General features: G+C 74.8%; 10 protein-coding genes. 6 read left to right on the plus strand and 4 right to left on the minus strand.

Annotation, left to right across the window (positions count from 1 at the left end; genetic code table 11):
- The 3 genes from ACFRAR_RS05680 to ACFRAR_RS05690 all read right to left on the minus strand — a co-directional run.
- The coding region (locus ACFRAR_RS05680) for a HAMP domain-containing protein (protein WP_380695122.1) at positions 1-3764 on the minus strand (3764 nt) is incomplete at its 3' end.
- A gap of 149 nt (positions 3765-3913) precedes the next feature.
- Positions 3914-4285, minus strand: a complete 372-nt coding sequence (locus ACFRAR_RS05685) for an STAS domain-containing protein (RefSeq protein WP_380695124.1) — start codon at positions 4283-4285, stop codon at positions 3914-3916.
- Positions 4286-4457: 172 nt separating this feature from the next.
- Positions 4458-4943, minus strand: a complete 486-nt coding sequence (locus tag ACFRAR_RS05690; protein WP_380695126.1) for an ATP-binding protein — start codon at positions 4941-4943, stop codon at positions 4458-4460.
- A 203-nt stretch (positions 4944-5146) separates the two neighbouring features.
- Here ACFRAR_RS05690 and ACFRAR_RS05695 point away from each other — a divergent pair, with 203 nt between their 5' ends.
- The 6 genes from ACFRAR_RS05695 (at position 5147) to ACFRAR_RS05720 (ending at position 10282) form a co-directional block, all read left to right on the plus strand.
- Positions 5147-5704 carry a GNAT family N-acetyltransferase gene (locus ACFRAR_RS05695; RefSeq protein WP_380695128.1) on the plus strand — a complete coding sequence of 186 codons (558 nt, stop codon included), beginning with the start codon at positions 5147-5149 and terminating at the stop codon, positions 5702-5704.
- 100 nt (positions 5705-5804) lie between these two features.
- A complete protein-coding gene (locus tag ACFRAR_RS05700) occupies positions 5805-6230 on the plus strand; it encodes a hypothetical protein (RefSeq protein WP_380695130.1) in 426 nt (141 codons plus the stop codon).
- A 116-nt stretch (positions 6231-6346) separates the two neighbouring features.
- Positions 6347-6703, plus strand: coding sequence for a hypothetical protein (locus tag ACFRAR_RS05705; protein WP_380695132.1), 357 nt, complete (start codon positions 6347-6349; stop codon positions 6701-6703).
- A gap of 57 nt (positions 6704-6760) precedes the next feature.
- On the plus strand, positions 6761-7852 hold the full coding sequence (locus ACFRAR_RS05710) for a PLP-dependent cysteine synthase family protein (protein WP_380695134.1): 1092 nt from the start codon (positions 6761-6763) through the stop codon (positions 7850-7852).
- A 50-nt stretch (positions 7853-7902) separates the two neighbouring features.
- Positions 7903-9144 (plus strand): MFS transporter, encoded by a 1242-nt coding sequence (locus ACFRAR_RS05715; protein ID WP_380695269.1) that lies wholly within the window; start codon positions 7903-7905, stop codon positions 9142-9144.
- A gap of 259 nt (positions 9145-9403) precedes the next feature.
- On the plus strand, positions 9404-10282 hold the full coding sequence (locus tag ACFRAR_RS05720) for a S1 family peptidase (RefSeq protein WP_380695136.1): 879 nt from the start codon (positions 9404-9406) through the stop codon (positions 10280-10282).
- Between the two features lie 68 nt (positions 10283-10350).
- On the opposite strand, the gene ACFRAR_RS05725 is transcribed toward ACFRAR_RS05720, so the two are convergent.
- Positions 10351-13515 (minus strand): bifunctional cytochrome P450/NADPH--P450 reductase, encoded by a 3165-nt coding sequence (locus ACFRAR_RS05725; protein WP_380695138.1) that lies wholly within the window; start codon positions 13513-13515, stop codon positions 10351-10353.
- Positions 13516-13529 lie beyond the last annotated feature (14 nt).

The raw sequence follows: 13529 nt of genomic DNA on the forward strand, positions 1-13529 counted from the left end.
GCGGTGACGGCGACCACCGGCAGCCGCTCGAAGTGCGGGTCGGCGCGGATCGCCGCGATGGCCGCGTAGCCGTCCAGACCGGGCATCATGACGTCCATCAGCACCAGGTCGACCTCCGGGTGGGCGCGCAGCAGGTCGAGCCCGGCCCGGCCGTCGGCGGCGTGCAGGACGGTCAGCCCGTGCCGTTCCAGGGCGGCGGCGAGCGCGAAGACGTTGCGGATGTCGTCGTCGACGATCAGCACGGTCCGCCCGGCGAACGGTCCCGCCGGGGCCGCCGGGGCCTCGGCCGCCCCCGCCTCGGCCCCGCCCCCGAGCGGGGTGGGCAGCCCCGGCGGGTCGGGCTCGACCACCCGGACCCGCGGCTCGGCCGCCGCCTCCCCCTCCCCCTCCCCCTCCCCCTCCTCCTCCGGCCCCTGCCCGGCCTCGCCCTCGCCCTCGTCCTCGGGTGCGTTCACGCCCTCCGTGCCGTTCCCGTCCAGCGGCAGGTACAGCGTGAACCGGCTGCCCTGCCCGGCCGCCGAGCGGACGGCGATGGTCCCGCCGAGCAGCCGGGCGAGTTCCCGGCTGATCGAGAGCCCGAGGCCGGTGCCGCCGTAGCGCCGGGCGGTGGAGCCGTCGGCCTGCTGGAAGGCGCCGAAGATGGTGTCCAGGTGGGCCGGGTCGATGCCGATCCCGGTGTCGTCCACGTGGAAGGCCACCGCCGCGTGCGCCCGGCCGAGCCCGGACGGCAGGTCCGCCTCCTCGACCCGCTCGATCCGCAGTTCGACCCGGCCGGTGTCGGTGAACTTGACGGCGTTGGACAGCAGGTTGCGCAGGACCTGGCGCAGCCGCGCCTGGTCGGTGACGATCCGCTCCGGCACGCCCCGCTCGACGGACACCTCGAAGGCGAGCCCCTTCTGGTCGGCCAGCGGCCGGAAGCCGGACTCCACGTACTCCAGCAGCTCACGCACCGTGAAGGGCTCGATCGCCAGCTCCATCTTCCCGGCCTCCACCTTGGAGAGGTCGAGGATGTCGTTGATGAGCTGGAGCAGGTCGGTGCCGGCCGAGTGGATCACGCCCGCGTACTCGACCTGTTTGGCGGTGAGGTTGCCGCCGGCGTTCTCGGCGAGCAGCTGGGCGAGGATGAGCAGGCTGTTGAGCGGGGTGCGCAGCTCGTGGCTCATGTTCGCCAGGAACTCGGACTTGTACATCGAGGTACGGGTCAACTCCCGTGCGCGTTCCTCCAGTTCCTGGCGGGCCTGTTCGATCTCCAGGTTCTTCGCCTCGATGTCCCGGTTGCGCTGGGCGAGCAGCGCGGCCTTCTCCTCCAACTCGGCGTTGGAGTGCCGAAGTTCCTCTTGCCCGGCCTGGAGTTCCTCGGACTGGGCCTGGAGTTCGGTGGTGAGCCGCCGGGACTCGCCGAGCAGTTCGTCGGTGCGGGCGTTGGCCAGCAGGTTGCCGAGGTTGACCCCGCAGGCCTCGGCGAACCGGTCCAGGAAGTCGCGGTGGACCTGGGCGAACGGCTGGAAGGCCGCGAACTCCATCACGCCGATCAGCCACTCCTCCAGGGCGATCGGCAGGACGACCAGCGAGTGGGCGTCCGCCGCGCCGGTGCCGGAGGAGACGGTGGCGTAGCCGGGCGGCAGTCCGTCCACGGCGACGGTCCGCCGGTTCCGGGCGGCCTGGCCGACCAGTGACTCCCCCGGCCGCAGCCGCCGCTCCGCCCCGGCCGGGCCGCCGTAGGCGCTGATCAGGACCAGTTCGGTGCCGTCCGCGCCCTCCTCGGCGAGGAAGAACGCGCCGTACTGGGCGCCGATCAGCGGCGTCAGCTCGTCGGTGATCATCTCGGCGACGGAGCGGATGTCCCGCCGGCCCTGGATGGCGGCGGAGAAGCGGGCCAGGTTGGTCTTGAGCCAGTCCTGCTCCTGGTTGGCGAGAGTGGTCTCGCGCAGCGATCCGACCATCGCGTTGATGTTGTCCTTGAGGTCGGCGACCTCGCCGGAGGCGTCCACGCTGATCGAGCGGGTCAGGTCGCCGGCCGCGACGGCGCTGGTGACCTCGGCGATCGCGCGGACCTGCCGGGTCAGGTTGCCGGCCAGCTCGTTGACGTTCTCGGTGAGCCGCTTCCAGGTGCCGGAGACGCCCTCCACCCGGGCCTGCCCGCCGAGCCGGCCCTCGCTGCCGACCTCCCGGGCCACCCTGGTCACCTCGGCCGCGAACGAGGACAACTGGTCGACCATCGTGTTGACGGTGGTCTTCAGCTCCAGGATCTCCCCGCGCGCGTCCACGTCGATCTTGCGAGTGAGGTCGCCGTCGGCGACGGCGGTGGTGACCTGGGCGATGTTGCGCACCTGGCTGGTCAGGTTGTGCGCCATGAAGTTGACGTTGTCGGTGAGGTCCTTCCACGTCCCGGCCACGTTGGGCACCCGGGCCTGGCCGCCGAGGATGCCCTCGGTGCCGACTTCCCGGGCCACCCTGGTCACCTCGTCGGCGAAGGCGGACAGGGTGTCCACCATGGTGTTGATCGCGTCGGCGAGGGCCGCGACCTCGCCCTTGGCCTCCACGGTGATCTTCCGGGACAGGTCGCCGCGCGCCACCGCCGTCGCCACCTCCGACATCGAGCGGACCTGGCCGGTCAGGTTGGAGGCCATCACGTTGACGTTGTCGGTCAGGTCCTTCCACGTCCCGGAGACGCCCCGGACGGTGGCCTGGCCGCCCAGGTTCCCGGCGGTGCCGACCTCCCGGGCGACCCGGGTGACCTCGTCCGCGAAGGAGGACAGCTGGTCGACCATCGTGTTGATGGTCTCCTTCAGGTCCAGGATCTCGCCGCGCGCGTCGACCCGGATCTTCTGGGTCAGGTCGCCCTCGGCGACGGCGGTGGTCACCTCGGCGATCGAACGAACCTGGGCGGTGAGGTTGTCGGCCATGACGTTGACGGACTCGGTCAGCGCCCGCCAGGTGCCGGAGACGTCCCGGACGTCCGCCTGGCCGCCGAGCCTGCCCTCGGTGCCGACCTCCCGGGCCACCCGGGTGACCTCGGCCGCGAACGAGGACAGCTGGTCGACCATCGTGTTGATGGTCGTCTTGAGTTCCAGGATCTCGCCGCGGGCGGCGACCGAGATCTTCTGGGTGAGGTCCCCCTCGGCCACCGCGGTGGCCACCTGGGCGATGTTGCGCACCTGCCAGGTCAGGTTGCCCGCCATCGCGTTCACCGACTCGGTCAGGCCGCGCCACGTCCCGGCGACGCCCGGCACCTGGGCCTGGCCGCCGAGCCTGCCCTCGGTGCCGACCTCCCAGGCGACCCTGGTCACTTCGTCGGCGAACGAGGACAGCGTGTCCACCATCGTGTTGACGGTGTTCTTCAGCTCCAGGATCTCGCCGCGGGCGTCCACCTCGATCTTCTGGGTGAGGTCGCCGCGCGCCACCGCCGTGGTCACCTGGGCGATGTTGCGCACCTGCCAGGTCAGGTTGCCCGCCATCGCGTTCACCGCGTCGGTCAGCTCCAGCCAGGTCCCGGTGGCGCCCGGCACCTGGGCCTGGCCGCCGAGCCGGCCGTCGCTGCCGACCTCCAGGGCCACCCTGGTCACCTCGGAGGTCACCCTGGCCAGCTGGTCGGCCATGCCGTTGAAGACCTCGGCGATCTCCCCGAGCACCCCGGGGCGGTCCGGGGTGAGCCGGGTGCGGAAGTCCCCGTCGCGCACGGCCGTCAACCCCGCGAGCAGCTGCCGCAGGGCCTGCTCGGCCGGGTCGGCCGCCGGGGCGCCGGGTACCGGGCGCTCGTCCATCCGTGCACCGTCCGGATCGCTCGCACGGCCGGGGCGCGCCGTCCGGGCACCTCGGCCCCGAAGGCGGCGGGCCGCCGCCCTGCTCCCACTCTGCCACCGCGAGCCGGGGGCGACACTCGGGAGGAGCACCCGCGGGCCCGGGGCGGGCCTCAGGCCGGGACGGTCTCGCGGATCGGGAAGGCTTCGGTGGCACCGGTCAGTTCGAGCATCCGCAGGATCAGCGGCCGGGGCCTGGCCAGTTCGATCCGGCTGCCGTCGGCGGCGGCCCTGGCCTTGGCCCGCAGCAGGACGTTGAGCCCGGTGGAGTCGCAGAACTCCAGCCCGGCGCAGTCCACCACGACCACGGCGGAAGGCTCGGCGACCGCCCGGTCCAGGGCGGTCCGCAGCTCGGCGACCGAGTCGAGGTCCAGTTCGCCGAGCAGGGCGAGGACGGTGCCCCGGGCCCACGGCCGGACCTCGACGGTGAGCCCGGCAGTCCGGTCGACGGCCTGACCGCCGGGAATCGACGGGCGGTTCGTCATGGCGACGGGCTCCTCTCCTGACGTCCGGGCCGGCGCCCGGCACTCACACCTCGCGGCTTTCCGCCGTGGCGCGCGGGAAACCCCGGCGGGCGGTCCCGGACGGGTTCCGGGCGCGTTCCGGGCGCGTTCCGGGCGGGTCCTGGAGGGGCCCCGGGCGCGTTCCGGGTGGTGCTCAGCCCGGCGCCTCCCGTCCCCCGGCCCGACCCGCGGAGGCCGGCACCGGCGGACGAGCGACCTCCAGCCACACCGACTTCCCGCCGTCCTCCGGCCGCGAGCCCCAGGCCCGCGCCAGCCGGTCCACCACTCGCAGACCGTGCCCGCCGGGTCTCCCGGGGCCCATGGACGGCCGCAGCCGCGGCGGAACGGGACTTCCGTCCGCGACCTCCACCCGCAACCGGGCGCCGTTCCAGGAGAGCCGCAGTTCGCGCGGGCCGCCGCGGGCGTGCAGACAGGCGTTGGTGACCAGTTCGGAGACCATCAGCAGCACGTCCTCGGCCGCCGCCCGCCGGTCCGCGTCCACGGCCGGCAGCCAGTGCCAGGACACCAGCGCCCGCCGGCTGAAGTCGCGGCTGCGCCGCACCGCGCCGTCCCGGCCCGCCAGGGCCAGTCGTCTGGTCTGCTCCCGGCCCGGCGGCGCTCCGTTCGCGGAACGGTCCACGGCCGGCCTCCTCAGTCCTGCCCGGAGGGCGCGGTGGGCCCGCCGGGACCGCGGGTACGGGCGGCGGTGCCGTCCGCCCGCCGTCCATGCCCCGCGTCTGCCCAGGGGCCGCCGAACCACACCCCCGGGGCGGGCCCGCCCCGGTCCGTCACGGGCGGCAAAACCCGTTGCCGGATGGGGGGCGTACGGACCATCCTCCGGGCATGGACCTTCCCCAGCACGTCATCGCCCTGGACGGGTTGACCCTGCGCCGTTTCGACGCCGTGGCGGACCTGCCCGAGTTCCTCGCCGTCATCGAGGAGTCGCTCGAACACCTGCGGCCCTGGATGCCCTGGGTGGCCGGGCACAGCCCCGCCGGGACCGCCGAGTTCCTCGCCGAGCGCCCGGAGCTCTGGGCGAGCGGACGGGACTTCACGTACGCGATCACCCGGGACGGCGCGATCGTCGGCGCCTGCGGGCTGTTCCGGCGCGAGGACACCCCGGAGGACGTCCGGGAGATCGGCTACTGGCTGCACCCCGCCGCCACCGGGCGCGGCCTGGCCACCCGGACGGCGCGGGCCCTGACCGCCGAGGCCTTCCGGCTCCCCGGGGTGGAGTGCGTCGAGATCGTGCACGACCCGGCCAACCGGGCCGGCGGCGCCGTTCCGGCCCGGCTCGGCTTCACCGAGCACCTGCGCCGCCCCGCCGAGGCGCTCGCCCCGGCCGAGACCGGCGAGGAGCTGGTCTGGCGGCTGACCCGGGAGCGGACCCCGGTCTCGTGATCCGATCCGCCCGAACCCTTCACCGAACGGCCATTTGACGGTTCATCACATCAACCGAGACCCACTACGACGGCGCCGGAAGTCGGGCTAGGATCACGACATGGTCACCGCCCGGTCGCCGTTGCGTGCACGACGCGCCCGCCCCCGAGGGGTGGCGGCGCGGCTGTTCTGGCTGGGCGCCCTGCTGGCGGCGGTGTTCGTGTCGCACGGCCTCGGCGCGGAGAACGGCGCCGGGCACACCGATCCGTTCCGGATCGTCTGGTCCGCGCCGGCCCCGGCAGCCGCCGACGACCAGCACGCCGCGCACCACCAGGACCACGACGAGGACTCCGAGCACCCCGGCGGCGAGTGCCTGTCCGGGAAGCCCGAAGACGGTCCGAGCGCCGAGGCGGCCTGCCCGGCGGCCGTCGTCCAGCCCGCCGGCGCGCAGGACGCACCGGCGACCGGCCCGGTGGTCCCGGCCGACGCGAGCCCCGCCGCCAGACCGTCCCGACTCCCGCACCGGATCGCACAACTGAGGGTCTAGACCGGCCCGGGCCCGCCCCTGCCCCGCCTCGCGGTGCGGGTGGGCGCGCCCGCCCGCGTCCCCTCCCCGTCCTCGCCGATCCGCTGCCGCCCCGTGCGGCCGCGCGGAGTCCCGTCATGCCTGTCCGGCTCCTGGCCGCGCTGCTGCTCGGCCTGTTCTCCCTGCTGCCCGTCGGCTGCGCGCAGCAGCACCTCGACGCCCATCCGCTCCGCCCGGCCGGGGTCGCCGCCCCGGCCGAGCCGCACGGTTCCTCCCCCGCGCCCGCCGAGCGGCACTGCGGTGCCGGGGAGGCCGCCGCACCCGCCCGGCGGTCCGTCCGCTCCGCCTGCGCGCCCGCGCCCGCCCCCGCCGTCGCGCCCGCCGGGGACCGGACGGACCCGGGCGTCCTCCCCGCGACGCGCCCGGCGGTCGCCGTCGAGCGCGCCTCCAAGCCCAGAGTCCCCCTGCTCGTCACCGGCCGGTGGCGGATATAGCGGCTCGGCACCGTCCGAGCCGCTCCGTTCCGCCAACCTCCCGACAGGAGACGAGACATGACACCCATCACCCCCCGCACCGACGACCGCGCGGCCCTCACCGGCCTGGTCGGCAACACCCCGGTCCTGCGGATCGGCGAGCCGCTGGCCCCGACGGGCCGCGGCTTCTGGGCCAAGCTGGAGGGCTTCAACCCCGGCGGCATCAAGGACCGCCCGGCCCTGCACATGGTCCAGCGGGCCCTGGACCGGGGCGAGCTGCGCCCGGGCGGCCGGATCGTGGAGTCCACCAGCGGCACGCTGGGCCTGGGCCTCGCGCTGGCCGGCCTGGTGTACCGGCACCCCGTCACGCTGGTCACCGACCCGGGGCTGGAGCCGACCATGACCAGGCTGCTCACCGCGTACGGCGCCGAGGTGGAGGCCGTCAGCAGCCCGCACCCGCGGGGTGGCTGGCAGCAGGCCCGGCGCGACCGGGTGACCGAGCTGCTGGCCCGCCACCCCGGCTCGTGGTGCCCGGACCAGTACAACAACCCCGACAACACCACCGCCTACACCCCGCTGGCGCTCGAACTCGCTTCCCAGCTGGGCCACCTGGACGTCCTGGTGTGCAGCGTCGGCACCGGCGGGCACTCGGCCGGCACCTCCCGGGTGCTGCGCCAGCTCTACCCGGGCCTGCGGGTGGTCGGCGTGGACACCGTCGGCTCCACGATCTTCGGCCAGCCCGCCCGCTCCCGGCTGATGCGCGGCCTCGGCTCCAGCATCTACCCGCGCAACGTCGCCTACGGCACCTTCGACGAGGTGCACTGGGTCGCCCCCGCCGAGGCCGTCTGGACCTGCCGGCGGCTGGCCGCCTCGCACTACGCCACCGGCGGCTGGAGCGTCGGGGCGGTCGCCCTGGTGGCCGGCTGGCTGGCCCGCACCCAGTCGGCCGGAACCCGGATCGCCGCGGTCTTCCCTGACGGGCCGCAGCGCTACCTCGGCACCGTCTACGACGACGAGTACTGCGCCGCGCACGACCTGCTCGACCGGCCACCGGCCGACGACCCGGACGAGCTCGCCCGGCCCGACGAGCGGGAGGTCACGCGCTGGTCGCGCTGCGCCGAGGTGGTCGACCCGCTGACCCTCGCGCCCGCCCTCGGCGGTGCCCAGTGAGGGAGTTGACCGCCCAGTTCCGCGGCCACGAGCGCAGCGTCCGGCTGCTGATGGTCAACCAGTTCACCATCAACCTGGGCTTCTACATGCTGATGCCCTACCTGGCCGCCCACCTGTCCGGCGGCCTCGGCCTGGCCGGCTGGACGGTCGGGCTGGTGCTCGGGGTGCGCAACTTCGCCCAGCAGGGCATGTACCTGGTCGGCGGCACGCTGGCCGACCGGTTCGGCTACAAGCCGCTGATCGTCGCGGGCTGCCTGCTGCGCACCGGCGGTTTCGCCGCGCTCGGCGTCTCGTCCGCGCTGCCCGCCCTGGTGGCGGCCTCGGCGGCCACCGGCCTGGCCGGGGCGCTGTTCAACCCGGCCGTCCGGGCGTACCTGGCGCGGGACGCGGGCGAGCAGCGGGTGGCCGCGTTCGCGCTGTTCAACGTGTTCTACCAGGCCGGGATCCTGCTCGGCCCGCTGGTCGGCATGGCGCTGACGGCGGTGGACTTCCGCGCCACCTGTCTGGTCGCGGCCGGGGTGTTCGCGGTGCTCAGCGCGGTGCAGATCCGCTCGCTGCCGGCCCGCCGGGGGGCCGAGCCGGCCGGCGGCCCGGAGCGCGCGGGGGTCCTGCGGCAGTGGCGCGGGGTGCTGGCCAACCGTCCGTTCCTGCTGTTCGCGGCCGCGATGACCGGCTCGTACGTACTGTCCTTCCAGGTGTACCTGGCGCTGCCGCTGGAGGTCCGCCGGCTGGGTGGCGACGGCACCGGCGGGACGGTGGCGACCGCGCTGCTGTTCGCGGTGTCCGGGCTGGGCACGATCCTGCTCCAGACCAGGGTCACCGCCTGGTGCCGGGCCCGGATCTCGCCGGGCACCGCCCTGGCCGCGGGGGTGGCCGTGATGGGCGTGGCGTTCCTGCCGCTGCTCGCCGCCTCGGCCCTGCCCGTCCCCGGGTCGGTCCCCGGGCGCTGGGCGCTCGCCGCCGGGCCGCCGGCGCTGGCCGCGTTCCTGCTGGCGCTGGGCACCATGCTCGCCTACCCGTTCGAGATGGACACCGTGGTGAGGCTCTCCGGGGACCGCCTGGTCGCCACCCACTACGGGCTCTACAACACCGTCTGCGGGGTCGGCATCACCGTGGGCAACCTGCTGACCGGCGCGGCCCTGGACGCCGCCCGCGCGGCCGGGCTCGCCGCGCTCCCCTGGTTGGCGCTGTGCGCCCTCGGGGTGCTCTGCGCGCTCTCGCTGCGCGCCCTCCACCGCGACCGGCGGCTCGCCGGTCCCGAGCCGGTCCCCGCCGGGCAGCAGGCCGGGTAGCCGACGGGGTAGCCGCCGGCCGGCAGACGGGCGACAGCCTCCGAACGGCGGACCTGTGGACTCCCAAGGATCCACGGGTCCGCCGACACCCCATCAGAAAGCTTGTACCGAACGGTCAGTTTTCACATACTTCCGGTCAGTGCCTGTCAGGAGCAGATCATCCGCCGCGCTCACGGAGAGCACCGGCCGAAGTCCGCCCACCGCCTGACCGCGCTTCACGGCCCCAACCCTCAGGGCCGCTCGCTCCCGGAGGAGATCGGTGAGGACCATGCGCAGAACCCCCCGCACCACACGCCGCTTCCGCCTGCTCGCCACGGCCCTCGGCCTGCTGACCGCCACCGCGGTCGCCGTGCCGGGCGCCGCCGCCGCTCCCACCGGTGCCGTCCGGCCGGAGCAGCTCACGGCGGTCAGCGACGCCATCCTGAAGGCCGAGGTCGACGGCACCGCCTGGTACGTCGACGAGGCCGCCGGACGGGTCGTGGTGACCGCCGACAGCACCGTGTCCCCGATCTCGCTCGGCAAGCTGATGAGCGCCGTCGGCCCCAACGCGCCCACCGTGGCCATCCACCGGGTCCCCGGGGTGTTCAGGCCCCTGGTCGCCCCCGGGGACGCCATCTACGGCAGCCAGTACCGCTGCTCGCTCGGCTTCAACGTGGTCAGCGGCAGCACCTACTACTTCCTCACCGCCGGGCACTGCGGCAACGTCGCCCCCGACTGGTACACCGACCTCGCGCACAGCGAGCGGATCGGCCCCACCGTCAGCTCCACCTTCCCCGGCCACGACTACGCCCTGGTCCGCTACGACAACTCCGCGCTGAGCCACCCCGGCGGCTTCAACTCCGCCCCGAACGCCTTCGTCGGCGAGTCGGTCCTGCGCACCGGGTCGACCACCGGCACCCACGGCGGCAGCGTCACCGGGGTCAACGCCACCGTGCGCTACACGGACGGCGGCATCGTCACCGGCCTGATCCAGACCAACGTCTGTGCCGAGGCCGGCGACTCCGGCGGCCCGCTGTTCGACGGCGACAAGGCGCTCGGCCTCACCTCGGGCGGCAGCGGCGACTGCACCTCGGGCGGGACGACCTTCTACCAGCCGGTGAACGCGGCGCTCACGGCGTACCACGTGAACGTGTTCTGATCCCGGCAGGCCGGCCGCCGACCCGCTGCCCGGTGCAGCGGGCCGGCGGCCGTGTCCGGGCCCGGCGGTCAGCCCGCGTACACGTCCTCGACGTACCGCCCGGCCTCCACCAGCCCCTGGAGCCAGGCCCGCGCCCGCTGCTCGTCGGCGCCCGGCGTGCGCTCCCGGTACAGCGTCCGGAAGGCCTCCCGGACGCCCGGCGCCATCCGGGCCCCGTCGCCGCACACGTACACCTCGGCGCCGGCCTCCAGCAGCTCCCACAGCTCGGCCGCCTCGGCCGCGATCCGGTCCTGCACGAAGCGGCGCCCGTGCTGCGGCCGCTCGCTGAAGGCGGGCCGCAGCGAGACCGCGCCGGCCCGCTCGGCCGCCTCCAGCTCGTCCCGGTGCAGGTAGTCCGCCGCCTCGTCGTCACAGCCGAAGTACAGCAGCGCCGGGGCGAGTCCCGCCCCCTCGCCGAGCAGTGCGCGGCGGTCGGCGACGGCGCCCCGGAAGGGCGCCAGGCCGGTGCCGGCCGCGATCATCACCACCGGGGTGCGGTGGCCGATCCGGAACGCCTCCCGGCAGGGCCGGACCCGGGCCAGCACGGTGTCACCGACGGCCACCCGGTCCAGGTGGCCGGAGCCGGTGCCCCGGAAGTCGCCCCGGCCGGAGCGGGCCGGGGCGCTGAGCACCGAGACCATCAGGTCCACCTCCCCCGGGCACTCGGAGGGCGAGGAGGAGATCGAGTACTGCCGCGGCCGGATCGGCGGCAGCAGGTCCAGCAGCACCGGCCAGGTCAGCCGCTCCTGCACCGCCGGGTGGTCCTCGATCAGGTCCAGCAGGGTGCGCGGGTCGTCCTCGGGCAGCGCCAGCAGTGCGGCCCGTTCGGGCGGGCAGGGGTTGAGCCCGGCCAGCGCGGCGCGCCGGTCCGCGCTCGGCCGGTCCTGCAGCTCGACGTGGTGGGTGAGCAGTTCGCGCACCGTCAGCGGGCGGTCGACGGCGGGGCCGGTGCGCCGGTGCGCCACGATGTTCAGCACCGTTCCCGGGTCCGCGCCGAACAGCTTGGCGGCGCGCTCGACCAGCATCGGGTCGTTGGCGGGCAGCACGGTGAGGTGGTCGGCGGTCCGGTAGCCGGTGCCCTCCGGCAGGGCGAGGCGCACCAGCCGCTTGACCCGGTGGTAGCCCGGGTCGGTCAGGCTGCCGACGGCGGTGACGGTCAGCTCCGCCAGGTCGTGCCGGGCGGCCAGTGCCGCCAGCGGCCCGCCGGTCACCTCGGCCACGGTGAAGGCGGCCGCCGGCCGCGGCGCGGCGGGGGCGTCGGCGTCCCCGTACCGGACCAGCAGGACCTCGCGCAGTGCCTCGGTGAACCGCCGTACGGCGCCGTCCAGGTCGCCGGAGGCGTCGGCCTCGGCGCGGTCCAGCAGCCGGGTGCCGCCGAGTGCGGCGAGCCGGTCGTCGATCAGGGCCGGGACGCGCTGGTAGGTCGCGGCGTAGGTGCGGTCGCCGATGCCGAGCACCGCGTACTCGACCCCGTCGGCCCGGAGCTCCTCGGACTCCTGGAGCCGGCGGACGAAGGCGGCCGCGTCGTCGGTCGGCTGGCCGTTGTACGAGGCGGCGGTGATCACCACCGGCCGGTCGGTGGGCAGTCCGTCCGCGTACGCGTCCAGCGGGGCGACCTCGGTCTCGCAGCCGAGCTCGGCGGCGGCCTCCGCGAGCTGCCGGCCGAACTCCCGGCTGGCACCGTAGTTCGAGCCGTGCAGGAACAGCAGCCCGGTCCCCCGGCGGACCCGGCCGGGGCGCTCGGCGGCCGGGCCGGTCCGCCGGTCGAGGGCGGCTCCCCCGGCGGCCGGCGCTCCGACGGGGACGGGCTCGCGCCGGGCGAGGCCGAGGGTGAACCCGTCGGGCTTGATGGTGAGCGTCTGCTTGATCGTCAGCTGGTAGTCGGCGTGGTCGATCAGCCGGTACCGGTGGACCAGCATGCCCAGCAGCATGGTCGCCTCGTGCAGCGCGAACTGCCGCCCGATGCAGGCGCGTTCGCCGGTTCCGAAGGGCTTGAAGGCGTGCGGGGAGCGGGCCTGCTCGCGCTCCGGGTCGAACCGGGAAGGGTCGAACAGCTCCGGGTTGTCGCCCCAGGCCGGGTCACGGTGCAGCATCGGCGTGTGGACGAAGACGGTCTGCCCGGCGCGCAGCGGGATCCGGCCGCCGAGCAGGGTGTCCTCGCGCGCCTCCCGGCTGAACGCGGGCGCCGTCGGCCACAGCCGCAGCGCCTCGTTGAGCACCTGGCGGGTGTGGCGCAGCCGTCCGACGTCCTCGTACGAGGGCTCCGGGTCGGCCTGGGCGCCCCAGAGCCCGTCCACCTCCCGCTGCACCTCCCGCAGCACGGCCGGGTGCTTGGCCAGGTAGTAGAGCGCGAAGGAGAGCGCGCCCGAGGTGGTCTCGTGGCCGGCGATCAGGAAGGTGATCACCTGGTTGCGGATGTTCTCCGCGTCCAGCCGGCTGCCGTCGGAGGGGCGCACCGCCCCGAGCATCAGGCCGAGCAGGTCCTCCGCCGGGCCCTGGACGCCCTCGCCGGCGCGGGCGGCGATCACCTCGTCGACCACGGCGGCCAGGTAGTCGGCGTCGGCCCGGAAGGCCTCGTCGCTCGCGCCGTGGTGGGCCTCCGGGTCGCGGGTGAGCTTGACCATCGCCCAGTTCAGGCAGCGCACCATGGCCTCGACGAAGGGGTGCGGCTCGTCCCGCTCGAAGGAGCCGAAGTCGAAGCCGAAGCCGGCCAGTCCGATGGTGTCCAGGGTCATCCGGGTCATGTCGCCGGGCACGTCCACCGGCAGTCCGGCGGCCTGCCGCCGGTCCCAGGAGTCGACCAGCCGACGGGCCACCCGCAGCATCACCGGGTGGTAGGTGCGCATCGAGCCGAGCGCGAAGGCGGGCATCAGGATGTCGTGCGCCCGGGCCCAGTTGGGCTCGTCGTTGTAGGCGGTGAACAGGCCGTCGCCGGTGAACCGGCGGACGTTCACCAGGCCCGGGCCGATCGACTTGGTGAACCGGGTCTCGTCGGCCAGTTCCTCGACCAGCTCCAGTCCGCTGACGACCAGGGCGTCGTGGCCGTGCAGCCGCTGGACGAACGCCGGGCCGTGCGCTCTGGCCAGTTCCATGGTCCGTAGCATCGGGGCGGCGACCGGCGGCGCCGACGAGATGTCCACCAGGGGGACGGTCGGGCTCTCGCCCTCGGTCGTGTTCTCCACCGTCTCGGTCATCGTGGTCCCTCCCA

The organism is Kitasatospora sp. NPDC056651, assembly GCF_042792155.1.
GTDB lineage: Bacteria > Actinomycetota > Actinomycetes > Streptomycetales > Streptomycetaceae > Kitasatospora.

Bases quoted from the DNA above. Each gene is read 5' to 3' on its own strand.
- ACFRAR_RS05685 (WP_380695124.1), bottom strand. From the start codon at position 4,285: ATGACGAACCGCCCGTCGATTCCCGGCGGTCAGGCCGTCGACCGGACT.
- ACFRAR_RS05695 (WP_380695128.1), top strand. From the start codon at position 5,147: ATGGACCTTCCCCAGCACGTCATCGCCCTGGACGGGTTGACCCTGCGC.
- ACFRAR_RS05700 (WP_380695130.1), top strand. From the start codon at position 5,805: ATGGTCACCGCCCGGTCGCCGTTGCGTGCACGACGCGCCCGCCCCCGA.
- ACFRAR_RS05705 (WP_380695132.1), top strand. From the start codon at position 6,347: ATGCCTGTCCGGCTCCTGGCCGCGCTGCTGCTCGGCCTGTTCTCCCTG.
- ACFRAR_RS05710 (WP_380695134.1), top strand. From the start codon at position 6,761: ATGACACCCATCACCCCCCGCACCGACGACCGCGCGGCCCTCACCGGC.
- ACFRAR_RS05715 (WP_380695269.1), top strand. From the start codon at position 7,903: ATGGTCAACCAGTTCACCATCAACCTGGGCTTCTACATGCTGATGCCC.
- ACFRAR_RS05725 (WP_380695138.1), bottom strand. From the start codon at position 13,515: ATGACCGAGACGGTGGAGAACACGACCGAGGGCGAGAGCCCGACCGTC.